The organism is Chryseobacterium bernardetii, from assembly GCF_003815975.1.
Taxonomy (GTDB): Bacteria; Bacteroidota; Bacteroidia; order Flavobacteriales; family Weeksellaceae; genus Chryseobacterium; species Chryseobacterium bernardetii.
In genome coordinates this window covers 4,521,925-4,537,373 of sequence record NZ_CP033932.1, presented here as the reverse complement: position 1 = coordinate 4,537,373, position 15,449 = coordinate 4,521,925, and the positions used below count along the sequence as shown (strand labels likewise).

The 15,449-nt window shown below is 36.7% G+C and carries 19 protein-coding genes; 7 read left to right on the top strand and 12 right to left on the bottom strand.

Annotated elements, in window-relative coordinates; translation table 11 throughout:
- Positions 1–160 precede the first annotated feature (160 nt).
- From EG339_RS20730 to EG339_RS20710, 6 genes are all read left to right on the top strand, one after another.
- On the top strand, positions 161–367 hold the full coding sequence (locus tag EG339_RS20730) for a helix-turn-helix domain-containing protein (RefSeq protein WP_059333863.1): 207 nt from the start codon (positions 161–163) through the stop codon (positions 365–367).
- The gene (locus EG339_RS20725) at positions 367–3,069 is read left to right on the top strand and encodes a class I SAM-dependent DNA methyltransferase (protein ID WP_123871780.1); all 2,703 of its coding nucleotides are present in this window, start codon (positions 367–369) and stop codon (positions 3,067–3,069) included. The genes EG339_RS20730 and EG339_RS20725 overlap by 1 nt, the downstream gene beginning before the upstream one ends.
- 1 nt (position 3,070) lies before the next feature.
- Entirely contained in the window at positions 3,071–3,733 is a 663-nt protein-coding gene (gene rhuM, locus EG339_RS20720; RefSeq protein WP_310468414.1) for a RhuM family protein, read from the top strand.
- A gap of 145 nt (positions 3,734–3,878) precedes the next feature.
- Entirely contained in the window at positions 3,879–4,082 is a 204-nt protein-coding gene (rhuM, locus tag EG339_RS24860; protein ID WP_317126870.1) for a RhuM family protein, read from the top strand.
- A gap of 3 nt (positions 4,083–4,085) precedes the next feature.
- A complete protein-coding gene (locus tag EG339_RS20715) occupies positions 4,086–6,047 on the top strand; it encodes a DEAD/DEAH box helicase (RefSeq protein WP_123871779.1) in 1,962 nt (653 codons plus the stop codon).
- Entirely contained in the window at positions 6,040–7,251 is a 1,212-nt protein-coding gene (locus EG339_RS20710) for a GIY-YIG nuclease family protein (RefSeq protein ID WP_123871778.1), read from the top strand. The genes EG339_RS20715 and EG339_RS20710 overlap by 8 nt, the downstream gene beginning before the upstream one ends.
- Before the next feature lie 646 nt (positions 7,252–7,897).
- Here the strand turns inward: EG339_RS20710 and EG339_RS20705 are convergent.
- The 12 genes from EG339_RS20705 to EG339_RS20650 all read right to left on the bottom strand — a co-directional run bounded on the left by EG339_RS20705 (position 7,898) and on the right by EG339_RS20650 (position 14,760).
- Entirely contained in the window at positions 7,898–8,710 is an 813-nt protein-coding gene (locus tag EG339_RS20705; protein ID WP_123871777.1) for a PRTRC system ThiF family protein, read from the bottom strand.
- Positions 8,707–9,417, bottom strand: coding sequence for a PRTRC system protein B (locus tag EG339_RS20700; protein WP_123871776.1), 711 nt, complete (start codon positions 9,415–9,417; stop codon positions 8,707–8,709). Before EG339_RS20700 ends, EG339_RS20705 begins: the two co-directional genes overlap by 4 nt.
- Before the next feature lie 12 nt (positions 9,418–9,429).
- A complete protein-coding gene (locus tag EG339_RS20695; RefSeq protein WP_123871775.1) occupies positions 9,430–10,578 on the bottom strand; it encodes a hypothetical protein in 1,149 nt (382 codons plus the stop codon).
- 16 nt (positions 10,579–10,594) lie between these two features.
- Positions 10,595–10,813, bottom strand: a complete 219-nt coding sequence (locus EG339_RS20690) for a PRTRC system protein C (RefSeq protein WP_123871774.1) — start codon at positions 10,811–10,813, stop codon at positions 10,595–10,597.
- Between the two features lie 10 nt (positions 10,814–10,823).
- Positions 10,824–11,387 carry a PRTRC system protein E gene (locus EG339_RS20685; protein ID WP_123871773.1) on the bottom strand — a complete coding sequence of 188 codons (564 nt, stop codon included), beginning with the start codon at positions 11,385–11,387 and terminating at the stop codon, positions 10,824–10,826.
- Positions 11,374–11,742 (bottom strand): hypothetical protein, encoded by a 369-nt coding sequence (locus tag EG339_RS20680; RefSeq protein ID WP_123871772.1) that lies wholly within the window; start codon positions 11,740–11,742, stop codon positions 11,374–11,376. Before EG339_RS20680 ends, EG339_RS20685 begins: the two co-directional genes overlap by 14 nt.
- A gap of 2 nt (positions 11,743–11,744) precedes the next feature.
- The gene (locus EG339_RS20675) at positions 11,745–11,963 is read right to left on the bottom strand and encodes a hypothetical protein (protein WP_123871771.1); all 219 of its coding nucleotides are present in this window, start codon (positions 11,961–11,963) and stop codon (positions 11,745–11,747) included.
- On the bottom strand, positions 11,938–12,294 hold the full coding sequence (locus tag EG339_RS20670; RefSeq protein ID WP_123871770.1) for a penicillin-binding protein: 357 nt from the start codon (positions 12,292–12,294) through the stop codon (positions 11,938–11,940). The genes EG339_RS20675 and EG339_RS20670 overlap by 26 nt, the downstream gene beginning before the upstream one ends.
- 5 nt (positions 12,295–12,299) lie before the next feature.
- Entirely contained in the window at positions 12,300–12,746 is a 447-nt protein-coding gene (locus tag EG339_RS20665) for a hypothetical protein (RefSeq protein ID WP_123871769.1), read from the bottom strand.
- Positions 12,743–13,153 carry a hypothetical protein gene (locus tag EG339_RS20660; protein WP_123871768.1) on the bottom strand — a complete coding sequence of 137 codons (411 nt, stop codon included), beginning with the start codon at positions 13,151–13,153 and terminating at the stop codon, positions 12,743–12,745. The genes EG339_RS20665 and EG339_RS20660 overlap by 4 nt, the downstream gene beginning before the upstream one ends.
- Before the next feature lie 67 nt (positions 13,154–13,220).
- Positions 13,221–14,294, bottom strand: a complete 1,074-nt coding sequence (locus tag EG339_RS20655; RefSeq protein ID WP_123871767.1) for a DUF932 domain-containing protein — start codon at positions 14,292–14,294, stop codon at positions 13,221–13,223.
- A gap of 58 nt (positions 14,295–14,352) precedes the next feature.
- Positions 14,353–14,760 (bottom strand): single-stranded DNA-binding protein, encoded by a 408-nt coding sequence (locus tag EG339_RS20650; RefSeq protein ID WP_123871766.1) that lies wholly within the window; start codon positions 14,758–14,760, stop codon positions 14,353–14,355.
- Positions 14,761–14,876: 116 nt separating this feature from the next.
- Between EG339_RS20650 and EG339_RS24375 the strand changes: the two genes are divergently transcribed.
- Entirely contained in the window at positions 14,877–15,044 is a 168-nt protein-coding gene (locus EG339_RS24375) for a hypothetical protein (protein ID WP_164466469.1), read from the top strand.
- Positions 15,045–15,449: the final 405 nt, after the last annotated feature.

Here is a 15,449-nt window from a genome sequence, read left to right as displayed (position 1 = left end):
AGCCCTTTCCTCCTATAGCTAAACAAAATAACCACATTATATACACAGTTTTTCGAGATACCATTAAATAATTTTACTAATTTAGCGACAGACAAATTAACGTTTGAAATAAGCAAAGCAATTCAATGAGACCTTTTAAAAGGTACAAAACCGAATTACAATGAACAGAATTAAGGAAGTGTTGGAACAAAAGGGAATTAAGCAAACTTGGTTGGCTGAAAAACTCGGAAAAAGCTACAATATGGTAAACGCTTATGCTCAGAACAGGCAACAACCGAGATTGGAAACCTTAATGGAGATAGCGGATATTTTAGACATAGACGTGAAAGAATTGCTAGTTTCTAACAAACCTGAACAAAATAACTAATGAAATCAACTGAAATAAAGCATAACGTTGAGAATCTGATTGACAACTTCTCAAAAGAAGAATTTGTCTTTGAGTTGCTGGTTGCATACGGCATTTCTAAAACATCTGTAACACGACTAAAAAAAGGAGACTACAATTTATCCAAAGTTGATGGAGAAATACTATACAAAAAGAAAATATTCTTTAAAATTGAAGCATCTAACAAACTGCTGAGTAGTATTGAAGAGGTTGCAAAAGAAGAAAGAATCCTAAAACATCAACCTAGATTTGCAATTCTTACCGACAATAAACAAATAGTTGCTAAAGACTTGAAATTAGGTAAAAACTTAGATATTCAATTAAAAGAGCTACCCAATTACTTTGATTTCTTTTTGCCATTAGCAGGTAGCGAAGTTTATAACGCTTCCAACAATAATGAAGCAGACAGAAACGCATCTTACAAAATGGCTTCTTTGTATGATTTGTTGATTGATGAAAATCCGAGTATCTACAATTCAAAAGAAAGTATTCACAACCTCAATATCTTCTTGTCCCGTTTGTTGTTTTGTTTTTTTGCAGAAGATACCGAGATATTTGATCAAGACAGCATTTTTACCAATACACTAGCTCAGCATACTGCCGAAAACGGAAGAGACACTCATACGTTTTTAGATGATTTGTTTGCCCGTTTAGATAGCGAAAGCGGAAAAGATTATCCAGATTTTTTAGCCAAATTCCCTTATGTAAATGGAGGATTGTTTAATCAAAAAATAAACTCACCCCTGTTTACCACAAAAGCAAGAAAAACGCTTCTTGAGTTAGGTGAATTACAATGGAAAGATATTAACCCTGATATTTTTGGGTCAATGATACAAGCAGTAGTAATTCCTGAATATCGAAGCGATTTAGGAATGCATTACACTTCTGTAGAAAATATCTTAAAACTAATTAAACCTCTCTTTCTTGATGAACTCTACGAAGCGTATGAAAATGCGACCACAGTAAACCATTTAAGAACACTCATCAAAAGAATTTCCAAAATCAAATTCTTTGACCCTGCTTGTGGTAGTGGAAATTTCTTGATTATTACCTACAAAGAAATACGCCTTTTAGAAATCAATATTTTAGAGAAAATTACAGATTTAGAAGGACAAAGTCCTACTATAAAGTGGACTGAAATACAGCTTTCACAATTTTATGGCATTGAAATAGATGACTTTGCCCACGAAATGGCAATACTCTCACTTTGGTTGGCAGAACACCAAATGAACAAAGTGTTTGAAGAACGATTGTTTGATTACGGAAAATCGAAACCTATATTACCATTAAAAGAAGCAGGGCAAATAAAACAAGGTAATGCTACGAGAAGAGATTGGAATGAAGTATGCCCAATTTCTTCAACAGACGAAGTGTATGTGATTGGGAATCCACCTTATTTGGGTTATAGCCGACAAGACGAAACTCAAAAGGAGGATATGAAAATTGTCTTTTCACGAGTAAATAACTATAAAAAACTTGATTACATAGCGTGTTGGTTTTATAAGGGAACCAATTACATCCAGAATACAAAAGCTAAATATGCTTTTGTAACGACCAATTCCATAACGCAAGGGGAACAAGTAGCCTTATTGTGGCCATTAGTTTTAAGTAAAGGACAAGAAATTGACTTTGCACACCAATCTTTTAAATGGACCAACAACGCCAAAGGAAATGCAGGAGTCGCAGTAGTAATAATTGGAGTAAGAAATATTGACGGTACAGAGAAATTCCTTTACAATCAAAATCTAAAGCAAAGTGTAAAAAATATAAATCCTTATTTGACTGACACCAAAAATATTATTGTAACAAAAAGAAGTAAACCAATTTCATCACTTCCAATCATGATGAAAGGTAGTCAGCCAACAGATGGCGGGAATCTCTTGTTGTCTCAAAAAGAGAAAGATGATTTGATTGAAAAGTGTTCAAGCTCAAAGGAAATTATCAAACCATTTGTTGGAACAAAAGAGTTTATTGATGGGGATAGTAAATACTGTTTATGGGTAAATGATAATGACTTAGAAAATATTTTTTCTTGTGATGAAATTAAAAGAAGATTTGATGCTGTTACCATAATGCGATTAAATAGTACAAAGTCAGCGACCAACAAGTTAGCTTCATCTCCACATAAATTTGGTGAAGTACGTTATTTTAAAAAAGAAGTAATCATTGTCCCAACAATTACTTCAGTAAGAAGAAATTATATTCCGTGTGGAATTCTTGATGAAAATCATATAGTTTCAAATACAGCTCAAGCTGTGTATGATTTTGATCCTTATATGTTTGGTATAATTTCATCAACAATGATGCTAGTTTGGGTAAAAGCAGTTGGAGGAAGATTCAAAACAGACTATATATTCTCCTCTTCAATATGCTTCAACACCTTTCCGTTTCCAGACATTACAAACAAGCAAAAGGAAAATTTAAACCTTTATGTATTTGCCATATTAGATGAGCGAGCCAAACATCCCAGCAAAACAATGTCACAACTGTATAATCCAACCACAATGCCCAAAGGTTTGCTACAAGCACATCAAGAATTAGATACTGCTATAGAACAATGTTACCGTTTGCAACCTTTCAAAAACGACACCGAGCGTTTGGAATACTTGTTTAAACAGTACGAAGAAATGTTGCAGAAAGACACGCTTTTTGCGAAGCAGAAGAAAACGAAAAAAAGACAGTGAAATGAGCAAAGAAAATCAAAATAACGATTTACAGCCTATAAACAACTTTGTTATTTTTAAAACTGAAAATGGTAAAGTAAATATAGATGTTTTTTATCAAAACAAAACGCTTTGGTCAACTCAAAAAACAATAGCTGAACTCTTTGAGAAAGGACGTTCAACCATAACCGAACACCTCAAAAAAATATTTGGAGATGCCGAATTGGATGAAGCTTCAGTATGTCGGGATTTCCGACACACTGCCGAAGACGGCAAAACCTATAAAACCAAATACTATAATTTAAGAGCCATAACAGCGGTTGGTTACAGGGTAAACTCCCAAAGAGCCATTGAATTTAGAAAATGGGCGACTGAAATTTTGCACGAATACATCATCAAAGGTTTTGCTATGGATGATGAGCGATTGAAACAAATCAAACATTTTGGAGAAGATTATTTCGAAGAAATGTTGGAGCGAATCCGTGAGATTCGATTAAGTGAAAGGCGTTTATATCAAAAAATTACAGACATCTACGCTCTTTCTGCTGACTATGACAACAAATCGGAAATAACCCAACACTTTTTTGCTTCGGTTCAAAACAAACTACATTGGGCAATAACTGGGAAAACGGCTGCCGAGATTATTATACAGAAGCAGATGCTACCAAGATTTATATGGGCTTAAAAACTTGGAAACAAGCCCCAGACGGAAAGATTTTAAAAAGTGATGTAATTATTTGAACGTAGAACATTTAAAAGCGTTAGAAAGAATAGTTACTTCTTACTTAGACTTAGCAGAAAACCGAGCAAGGAACAGATAGGTAATGAATATGAAGGATTGGGATAACTTTTTAGTCCAATTTTTGGAATTGGCAGATTATCCTATTTTGAAAGACAACGGCAAAATATCAATGTTGGAAGCAAAGCTAAAAGCCGAAAGTGAGTATGATAAATTCCGTGTGATTCAAGACCAAAATTATATTTCCGATTTTGATAAGGAAATGAGAAAATTAGTAGACAAGAAAAAGAAATAACCAATGCCAAATATAGTACACGTAACATACGACCAAACAGGAAAAAGCAAAAGTACCAATCGTTTAGGTATGCGGGAAATGCAGGAAAAAGCATACGAAGGGAGAACTGCTCAATACTTATTACTTAAAGCACCGCCAGCATCTGGTAAATCGAGGGCTTTAATGTTTATTGCCTTGGATAAATTGCAACATCAAGGCATTAAAAAAGTAATTGTTGCTGTTCCTGAAAAATCCATTGGAGCATCTTTTGGCACAACAGAACTAAAAAAATACGGTTTTTTTGCCGATTGGAATCCCAATCCAAGATACAACCTATGTACGCCAGGCGAAGAGAAAAACAAAGTAACGGCATTCTTAAACTTTTTAGAATCTGACGAACAAATTTTAGTGTGTACACACGCCACTTTGCGTTTTGCATTTGATGGTTTGGACGTGAAAAAGTTGGATGATACTTTGGTTGCTATTGATGAATTTCATCACGTATCAGCAGAAGGTGACAATATCTTAGGGCAAGTGTTAAAAAGCATTATGGCAAATTCCAGTGCTCATATTGTTGCTATGACAGGTTCATACTTTAGAGGTGATAGTGTACCAGTTTTAATGCCAGAAGATGAAGCGAAATTTACGAAAGTAACTTATACTTATTACCAACAATTAAACGGTTATGAGTTTTTAAAGTCATTAGGGATTGGCTATCATTTTTATACAGGTAGATATTTCAAAAAAAATCCTGAAACAGGAATTTCTGCCTTAGCAGAAATATTAGATGAGAATCAAAAAACCATTATTCATATTCCGAGTGTAAACTCTGCCGAATCTTCAAAGCTTAAACACGATGAAGTTGACCATATTATTGATGTTTTGGGAACAATAGAATATCAAGACGAAATCACGGGAGTGATATACATAAAAAGTCACAAAACAGGCAAGATTTTAAAAGTTGCAGACTTAGTTCAAGACAATCCAAAATCGAGGGATAAAATAAGTGGATATTTACGTGAAGTGAAATCGGTAGATGACATTGATATTATTATTGCTTTAGGAATGGCAAAAGAAGGCTTTGATTGGCCTTATTGCCAACACGCTCTAACAATAGGTTATAGAGGTTCACTGACAGAAATTATTCAGATTATAGGTAGAGCTACGAGAGACAGTAATAACAAATCTCACGCACAATTTACCAACCTCATTGCTCAGCCTGATGCTCAAGATGATGATGTGAAATTGTCTGTAAACAATATGTTAAAAGCCATTACCGCATCTCTGCTTATGGAACAAGTTTTAGCCCCAAACTTCAAGTTCAAACTAAAAAAAGATGAGGATGATGAAGACGAAGATGATGAGAAAACTATCAAAATTAGGGGTTTTAAATTACCCACTTCACAAAGAGCCAAAGACATCATTGAAACAGATCTGAATGACTTAAAAGCAAAGTTATTACAAAATCCTCAGATGCTTAAAGCAATGCCGGGGAATGTTGAACCGGAGGTTATTAATACAGTTCTAATCCCTAAAATCATTCGAGAAATTTATCCTGACTTAAGTGATGATGATATTGAAGCAGTTAGACAACACGTAGTTGTTGATTCTGTTATAAAAAATAGTACTATTGAAGAACAAGGCGATAAGAAGTTTATAAGAATGGCAGGTAGTTTTGTAAACATTGATGATATTCATATAGACTTGATAGACCAAGTAAATCCTTTTCAAAAAGCTTTTGAAATTTTATCAAAATCGGTAACTACCCAAGTTTTAAAATTGATTGACGAGCATATTCAGTCTACTAAATTTGAAATGACCGAAGAAGAAGCGATTTTGTTATGGCCAAAAATAAAAGAATGGGTTAAGAATAATAATGGAGAACAACCAAACATTCAAGCGTTTGACCATAAGGAGAAAAGAATGGCAGAAGCACTAGTTTTTTTGAGAGAACTAAAACGTAAAAAAGCATTGGCAAATGGCTAAAAAGAAATTAACTATAGACGATATTTTTGATGATGACGATTTTGGCTTGTTAGATTCTAAAGCCAAAACTTCTTCTGTGAAAACAGATGAAGAAAGACTTATTGATTCCTTTGAAGAAATAAACAGATTCTTTGATAAGAACAAAAGAGAACCAAATAAGTCAAGTATGTCTGAATATGGTTTGATGGCAAAATTGAAAAACTTTAGAGAAAATGAATCTCAAAAGAAGATTCTAAAACCATTTGACAAGCATAACTTATTGGGATACGTTGAATTGGAAAAAACAACAATTGATGATATTCTGAATGAAGATGATGAACTTGGCTTATTAGATTCAGATAAGGATTTGGACATTTTCAAATTCAAACACACACCAAAACCAGAAGAGAGAGCTGATGCAGATTTTGTTGCACAAAGGAAGCCAATTAAAGAAAAAGAGTTTGAGAAGTATGAAGCAATGTTTTTCAAAGTACATAAGGAAATCAAAGAAGGAAAAAGAAAGATAAAGCCGTTTAAAAACATTGAAAAAAATCTTCACGTAGGCGATTTTTATTTAATGGATGGCATTCTTTTGTACTTAGAATCTGCGAATTTGAAAACAGAAGAAAAAGAATTAGGTTCAGGAAACAGAGTTCGCACAGAAGGGCGTACGAGAACAATTTTTGAAAATGGAACTTACAGCAATATGCTTTTTCGTTCCTTAGGTAAGCAAATCCAAAAAAACGGAAAATTGATTACCAATACTTATGAGAAAATCGAACAAGACTTATTTGTCAATACAGGACTTGTAAAGGAAGAAGATGTACAATCAGGTTGGATTTATGTACTGAAATCAAAATCAAGCAACACTCAAATAGCAAACATTAAAGACTTATATAAAGTTGGTTTTGCCAGAAATTCAGTAGATGAGAGAATAAAAAATGCAAAAAATGAAGCGACCTATTTATTTGCGGACGTACAGAAAATTGCGACTTACAAAGTTTATAATAGAAATGCTGACAAACTAGAAGGTCTTTTGCATAGATTTTTTGCAAAAGCTTGTTTAGACATTGACTTGTTTAATGAAAAAGGACAAAGACTAAATCCGAGAGAATGGTTTGTAGTTCCTTTTGAAGTAATCGAAGAAACAATTCAATTGATTTTAAATGAAAATATAGTAAACTACGAATACGACCCTGCTGAGAAAAAGATTAAATTGAAATAAAAGTAAAAAAATAAGAACAGTGCTTTCTATTAATTATGCAACGTCAGTTCGTAAACAAGCTGACGTTGTTAAAGCAATTAGAATTTAGATATTGTGAAATAACACTTAAAATTATTTATATTTGTTGTGAGCTAGCGGAAACACATTGAAAAGCAAAGCAATAAGCACCGTTACCAAATCGTTACCTGACTTCTTTGATTATCTCTATAAAAGATTAGTATTCAACCGATACAGCTTTTTTCTGAAAACTTTAAAATAAAATTAATGCCTAAAATATACCTAAGAATTTATTTTTTGAAGGCTGGATAAATATAAAATCATAGCATTAAATGAAATTTAAAAAGTACCCGTCGGTGCTTTTATTGTTTATAAACTTTAAAAATAGTCCCTTTTATAAATAGATTTTTTTTAAAAATCATGGCAAATTTGTGGGAATGGCTTTTGATAAAAGAATTAGAAAAAAATATAAATTGATAAACAGAATTTAGTTGTTAGAAGAAAACAAACCAAAATAATGAACGAGCCGCAAGCGGTTTTTAAAATGGAATGGCTCCGCGGGTGCTATTTTTAAAACTGGTTGCACCGCTTTTCTGCCAAAATTCGGTTCCGACCATAGGAGGAGCCGAATTTTGGCGCCGGCAGTTTTTCAACTGCCAACGCAAATAGGTTGAGTTCTGAAATTCTTTAGATTTAAAAAGAAGCCTCTATTTTCTGTCATTCCCGTTTTAAACATATTCCAAAGGAGGGAAGCTCCCATTTGTGCAATGGTGCTGTTGATAAAAAGGTCCTGTTTTAAAAGAGCTTCAGCCAGCGAGCAGCTTGGTGTGTTATCCTCTTTTTCAGAACTGAGCATTGCATCACCGTATTCAACAATAATGGAGGGAAGCGAATCAAAGGTTTTGAATTTCTTTGATGTGGGCTGCTCTATTTTTCCAATGGTTGACAGTATTGCCTGACCTGTGTATTTGGTGTTCCCAAGGTCTAACCAATACCTTCCTTTATCCCTGTGGTTTGCGTATTTGCTGTTTAGTTCCTGTAATATTTCTGCAATCGTAAATCTTGAACCCACGGTATCGACACAGGATACATAAATTGATGCACCTGCATGGAGCGGTATTTCTCCTTTTTCATCCCTTTGGAATTTTTCTGTTTTGGCTTTCCAGTTTGTACCCGACCAACGGTTCAGCCTATTGATAATTGCCTGAGATTTATAAAGTCCCTTTTCTGATTCTGCAAATCTTTGGCGACCTACGTTTGCCGAGGTTATCATATCGTTATCCCAAAGATGTACCTCCAATCCTGGGTGGTTAAGTTCCAATAAACTGTGGTTGATTTCCATCAGCGCAGTCATAAATTTTGAACCTGTTCCACCTGCACCGATTACGTTGACACGGATGGGGTTTGTTGGGCTTAGCAGATAATTGTCCAAAAAGTGGACATTTGTTTTTGGCGTTCTCATCGTAATATATCTTTAAGTTTTTGATTGCTTTTGATAAGTCTATCAGTTGGGAACATGGTATCAGTTCCGATTAAGCTTTCCCACAGCAGTACGCAGTTTCCGTCAACAGGATTATGGTCAGCCATCAGGTGGGAGAAATAGCTATTAAAAAAATAGTTTTCCCATAAGGTCATCAGCTCTTTTATGGAACCTGTTTCGGTTGCTTTTATGTCCACTGTTCCCATACAGACCTCACCACTTTCATATACATTGAAAAAAGGCGCATAATGCAGGGCGGTGTTTGCTGTTGGTTTTCTATTGATGGCTAATGCATAGACATGGAGTGATTCTCGGTCTGCCATCCAGACCAAAGGCGGGGTTTGTGCCATTCCTGATTTTATTCCAAGCCCCTCAGAAAATAGAAGTTCTCTTTTTTGAGATTTGCTATACCAGATTATGGTTGCGGATTTTGCGTCAAATGACAATAGGTTATTGGGTAAAATGCCATCTGATTTTAGCTGAGTGAGACTGTCTTCATCAATATTTAGGGCTGTCGCCAACCTTTTTGCTTCACCTATTGTGAGGGGGTGGGGATTAACGGGCGCTCCATCACTGTCCATATCAAAGTGTTCGACATAAGTATCATTTAAGCCACCGTTGCTTTGATAAAAGACCAATGCGCTTGAGGGGTAAAAATAGGTTCCAAAGCTGTTTGTAATATCTTCCATGATTTCTAAATTTTAGAGTTGATGTTCCTGCCAAATTTGAATAAGGTTATCAATGGCATTAAAAACCTTGCTTTCAAAATCAAAATTGTTTTCTTTTATTCTCCTGTTGTCGTAGGGGATAAAGCGTGTAGGCTCGTCTATTTCGCAGTATTCCTGTAAATCATCGTTAACGGACTGGCAGAGCGATTCAAATAAACTACCGTGAATCGAAGCGCAAAATGAAACATAGTTATCCAATGAAATTGCAGGCTCATCAATTTCTATTCTTTCCCTGAAACGCAAGGGATAGAATTTTCTATTGATTCGAACATTAGGATAGGCGCTAAAAATCTTATAAAAAGACTTTGCTACAGTCAGGCATTTTTTATCAAAATCGGTTTTTGCGACAAATGTTTTTAAACGGTTTGTGTAACTGTGCAGGTTTATCGGGTCACTGATTATTTTTTTGATAAAATCACCGATGTGTTTAGCATCATTGAAGTCGGCTATAAACTCTTCCTCCGCACCGTCATCGTACATCCAATTTTCATGTATTTCATACATAGAGTACAGATAGCAATCATCAGTTCTGTAGTAGGGTACACCGAGAACCTGATAGATGTAGGCACATACAGAAAGTAAAAGCTTACTAGCCTGTTCAGTTTCTGAATTGTGCAGGATACCATAAAGTGGAATCACAGGGATATAGTATAAAGTCATTCCTGTATCGTATCTGTCTTCCTTTGCGAAGTAGGTGCTGTTATTATGATGTATCAATCGGACTTCTTTCCAATCCGTCTCCGTAATTTTAAGCTGTTTTTTAAGGTCTGCCATTGATTCAGCAATGTTATACGGAAAAGGGATATTTTCACAATCCTGTAAAGAAAGATTAAATTTTTTAGCGATTAGAGACAGGGATTTTTTAAAATCCCTGTCCATTTTTAATCTATCACAGTCCTGTATAGTTTCGGTTTCCTGCAATCGTGGAGGAAAGCGCATTCCTAAAAAGGCATTGGCAACATCGCAGGTGGTACGGACTTCTGTTTGTCCTTTTGTATTTCCCCTGCATCCTTTGGTTTTCTCATCCACCGTTCGAACTGCTCCAACTGTCGGTGCAGTTGCGCTTGGTTTTCTTTTCTTGGTAACTTTACCGTTTCGGGATATTGTGTTTGCATAATTCATGTGTTTGATTTTTTAGTTAACCTTTAGTTCCGATGACCGTCTCAAAACGATAGAAAATCGTATCATCCGCAATCGTGGGACGTGAAATTTTCGCAGTGGTGAGTACAGGATAGTTATTTGAATAAAAATTAAGGACTGCCTGTACGCTCCATTTTGGCTCAGGGTCGTCAAGCCTGATTTCCTGTTCTTTCTCTTTGAGTACGAATACTCTTGGAAGTGCTGTTGCTACTAACATACTATTGATTTTAAGGGTTATTCTCGTGAGTGATTTCGACTGTTTCTTTTACTGTATCTGAAAATAGGCTAGGGGCAAACTGTCTTTCGTAGATTTCCTGTTTCTTTTTGATAACTTCGGAATGTTCAGGATAATCCCCGACTTTAGGGAGTGCCGTCCAAGCATCTTTGTATTTTCCTTCCTTTTCAAAGGCATCCGCTTTTAGCATGGCTTCGTTATATTTCTTGTTTCTGTTGTCTTTTTCCTTTTGTTCCTTATTGGAGTTTTGTTTTTCCATCGCAGAATTCGCCTGAGCAAGTTCTACCTGTTTCATAAAATGTTCCATATTGGACAGCAAACCAGATGCAGTCTCTACAGGTTTTTTGATGTGGGTAAAAAATCCCTCGTCAAGTTCTTCGGGCGTACCTTTTAGGTTAAAGGGAGGAATCAGGTTTTTAGCCTTGTCCCCACAACTGTCATTTTCGATCAATATCGAAACGATAATTATATTTTCTGTTGCTTTGGTAATGGTTAGCATTAATTTGCTGTTCATTTCCATTTTAGCAATCTGTCTGAAAAAATTAGTTGCTTCCATAATAATTCATTTTTTTGTCGCTTACGCGGTCAGTGATGTATGATTCGGATAGACCGATTTCCCTTAATTGTGCTTCATATTCTGCCATTACCCTATTAAATTCTGCTGTTCCTTCTTCGCCTGCAAGGTGAAGTCTGTGCACTGTTCCTTCTTTCAGTGCCTTAGTGATGGTTCTGTGCAGTTCTTTGATATGTCTTCGTTGGTCAGAAAGTTTGCGTATTTCCTGTGCAAATAGCTGATAGCGTGAAAGGATGTCCAAGAAAATGAACGCTTCCACGACATTTTGATTTTTATATTTTTCGACAAACCTGTTGAATAACCAATCTGCGAACTTGTATTTTGCCAAAGTATCCATAGTTATCTTTTAATAATGTTCTGCTTAATATTTTTATCGTAGTTCATTCGGTAGCCATTATCGTGAATGACCTTTTCAAGCCCGTCCCTGACATACTGTAGTTGCTCCCAATCTTCGGATGATATATTGAGGACGTAGAGCTGTCCGAATTTCGTTACCATTTCAGCGATAATGGCGAGCGCCTGAAACGCTGTTTCAATTTCCTTTTTCATGGTTTCCATTATTTAAGGTTTCTAAGTAGCTTGTGTAGCGTTCTGTTAAATCCTTGCCTTTTTTAAATCGGTCTGTACGGTAGTTATAATTTTCCTCGAACAGGTTAACTGTTTTGGTTTTGAGGTTGATGTAATAGCGGTAAGACGCATTTGCCCGTCTCTCGTCCATTGTGCAGTGCTTTTTGATTAAAGAAAGTTCTCTTTTACTATTGCTTAATGCGAGTAAGGGTGTAAGAATTTCCTCTACGATATAACCCTGTTCGGGGGCACTCGTGCTGTCGGCAACACATATAATTTCTTCGCCGTTGCTTAATGTGATATGAAGATTAGAACGTGTCATAATCATTAATTTTGATGGGTTAATATTTCCTGAATCAATTTCAGGTCGAACTCAGATGTCCTAAGACGGATGTCTTCGAATGCCTGATAGCGAGCCATTCCATTAGAATGGACGAGTAATACATCGCTTTTTACATATCCATTTTCATTGCATAACCATTCTATTTCCTGCGCATCTGCTTCAACAAAAGTGAGTTCATTTTCACCGAACCACTGTTCATAAAAAGGCATATGCGTAGACTCATGAACGAGAAACCGAACAGTATGTTCTTTTTTTGCGATATAGCCCATAATAGGGTTGATTCCAAGCATTTCCACAAGTTCCATTGTTTCTTTCGTTCTATTGAGCCAGTCATTGGAGAGGTTGACGATAGCAATTTCAAAATTGTTGCGTCCTATCTCACTGTAGACCTTTAGAAACATAAACTCCGTTATTTTTGCTGTTGGTTTCATGGCTCGGATTTTAGGTCTAACGTTACGAGTAAATTGTCTCCAAACAGCAAGTAAATCGCATATTTTAGCTTTTTAGAACACTGTGGCTCTGCTGTAAATTTGATAAGGGCATTGATACTGAACAGCGCATCGTAACCGTCAAAAAGTTGGTCCCTGAATGTTTTTTTATTTCTGTACAGTCTTGTACCATTCTTTTTGTATCTACGCTCAAAAAAGGCTATTAAATTGTACCATAGTTCGGCAGTAATATGCTCTGCTGTCCAATCCTTTAAAATCTGCTCCTTGTTATCTTGGCAGAAATCTGCTTCTTTTTTGATGAAATCCGTCAGATTTTTAAGTTCATCGGGAAAAAGGTTGGCAAGCAAATAGGCTCTATCAAGGTTGTCCATTTGATTTAGTGTTTTCATTTGTACATCTTTTAGGATTAATTTTAGGTGGCAGACTTTTACAGGACTGCCACCTTTAAAAGTTTTATTAATTCAGTTCAAACACATCTGCACCAATTTTCTCAAATGAGGTGCATAGTTCAAATGCCTTTTGCGTTTTGAGCTGTGCAGTACCGCCCAGAACGATGCTCTGTAGTTTTGCTTCAGGGTTTTTGTAGTTTCGGACGTTTTGAAAGTACCCTGTCACGGCATTATAAGCGCCAAACAATGTCCCTTTTGTGGTCTCCATCAATTGGGTATCGTTAATCATGGCGTATGCGAATGCATCATCCACCGTGTTTTTGAACATCGTTGACAATTCATCATCCGCCCCTTTTTTCAGCAGGTCAAATGTTTCCTTGTTCGGACATAGGGCGAGCTGAATCAGTTTGCGGATTTCGCTGTCCTTAACTTTGACCTTTGCCCAACTGTTGAAAATGCCGTCCATCTGCATGGTCAGGGTGTTTGCCAATCCCATCACTTTGTGAGCATCGTTCAGGCGCTGTTTTGCTCCTGCGGTATGTTTGATGCGTACTACATTGCTCATGTTGCGGAGTGAAGCGTTCAGGGTGTTTTGACAGACGATTCGGATAGGGGTGAAGGCTGCCGTGATGCTTCCGCTCCCGTCATGGGAGGTCGTCAGGAAGATATATTTTTCAATCACATCATTGGAATTGCCGATTCGGATGTAGTTAGGGAGTTTGGCGGTTATAAAAATGCGTTCTCCATTTCCCAAAGCCCCTGCGGTTTCGTAGAGGATGCCACTTTCACCGCCTACGATAGAATCAAAAAATGTAAAGGCATCTTTATTCTGTACGATATGGTAGTCTTTGCCCACCACACCGAGTACGGTATTGTTGTCCGTGCGGATGTTGGCGAAATAATTGGGAACCTCGATTTCCGTGTCCTGAATGACGATACCGTCTGCAATCTGAACGATGCCCGAACCTTTTGTAAATAGTGGGCTTTTTTCTACTTCGTAGTCCAGACCTGCGTGGCGGATTGCTTCGGCACTTGTCGGGTAGTCCTGAACAATCTGTCCTAGTCCGTGCCAAGCCTTTTCCTTTACCGAGAAAAATGAATATCTGCCTGTTCTGTTGTTATAATTTAGATTATGTGCCATGATTTCTGATTTTAAGGTGTTTTGTTTTTTGATGAATCTGTGAGATTGAAACGGACGATTAGAATGGTAAATCATCTTCATCCGAGCCTGCGACTATTACGGTGTTTACATTCTGTTTTCCTGCACCGCCTTGTGTGCTTTGTCCGTTTTCCTGCTTGGCGGGTTTTCCTAAAGGCTTGATAGCTGAGGTATGGAAATTTAGCCCTGCTTTTGCTTTTCCGTCACTTGAAAGCCATGCCCTTGCGCTGATTCTGCCCGATAGTTCAACCAATAGCCCTTTGACAAGGAATGTCACGGCTTTAGGAGTAAGCCAATATGAGCAGTCCACAAATTCGGTCTGTTCAATGCGCTGTCCTGCTTTGTTTTTGTAGCTGTCATTCACTGCGATGGAGAAGTTGACAACTTCTTTTCCGTTTGGTGTTTTGCTGACTTCTGCATTTTTTGTCAGCCTTCCGATGATGTTCATAATCGTCTGTTTTTAAGTTATACAATCCTGTTACGCTTCCCCCTTTTCCTGTCCGGCTGAGGCTCGGCCCCGAATCATTTTTTTCAAAAGAAAAAACAGGAAAAAAAAGAAAGTCAATGTATACGCCGGTCAAATGGTGCAGAGCCAAGAGAAATGATGATTTAATGGGGGGGACCCTCTGGGGCGTAGACCGTTCATTCGTTATTTCTCTTGCAGGGTGGTGTCGGTGGCTGGCCGACGTATTTTTACTTCCCTTTTTCGACTGTTCTTTTGATAAAAACTGATTAAAAAGATCTTTAATTCTGAAAAACATACAGATATGAGAAAACATCTTAACGAGCAGAAATCCATAGATGTGAGAGAATTACAGATTAGATAGGGGATTGGAGAATGGAATTGGATAAGAGCAATGGCTTCTATTTTCCAATCTTCTATCATTGGAATGCAGAAAGCTCTTTTACAGCAAGGGTTAGTGCTTGGTGGTAAATGTGCTTTTGCTGTTGAAGGGAGAAAGCATAGAGCATTAAGAAAAATGAAAATTTGAAGATATCTTTTTGCGTGAGTGATAGAAGCGGCATCCTTTTGTAGGACAAAAGATATAGTGTATAGCACGACCGATCGCTGAATAGGCTCCTGTAACTAGAGCGATAGGGCACGCCATTTTTGAAACCTTCCCAGTTATCTTATTC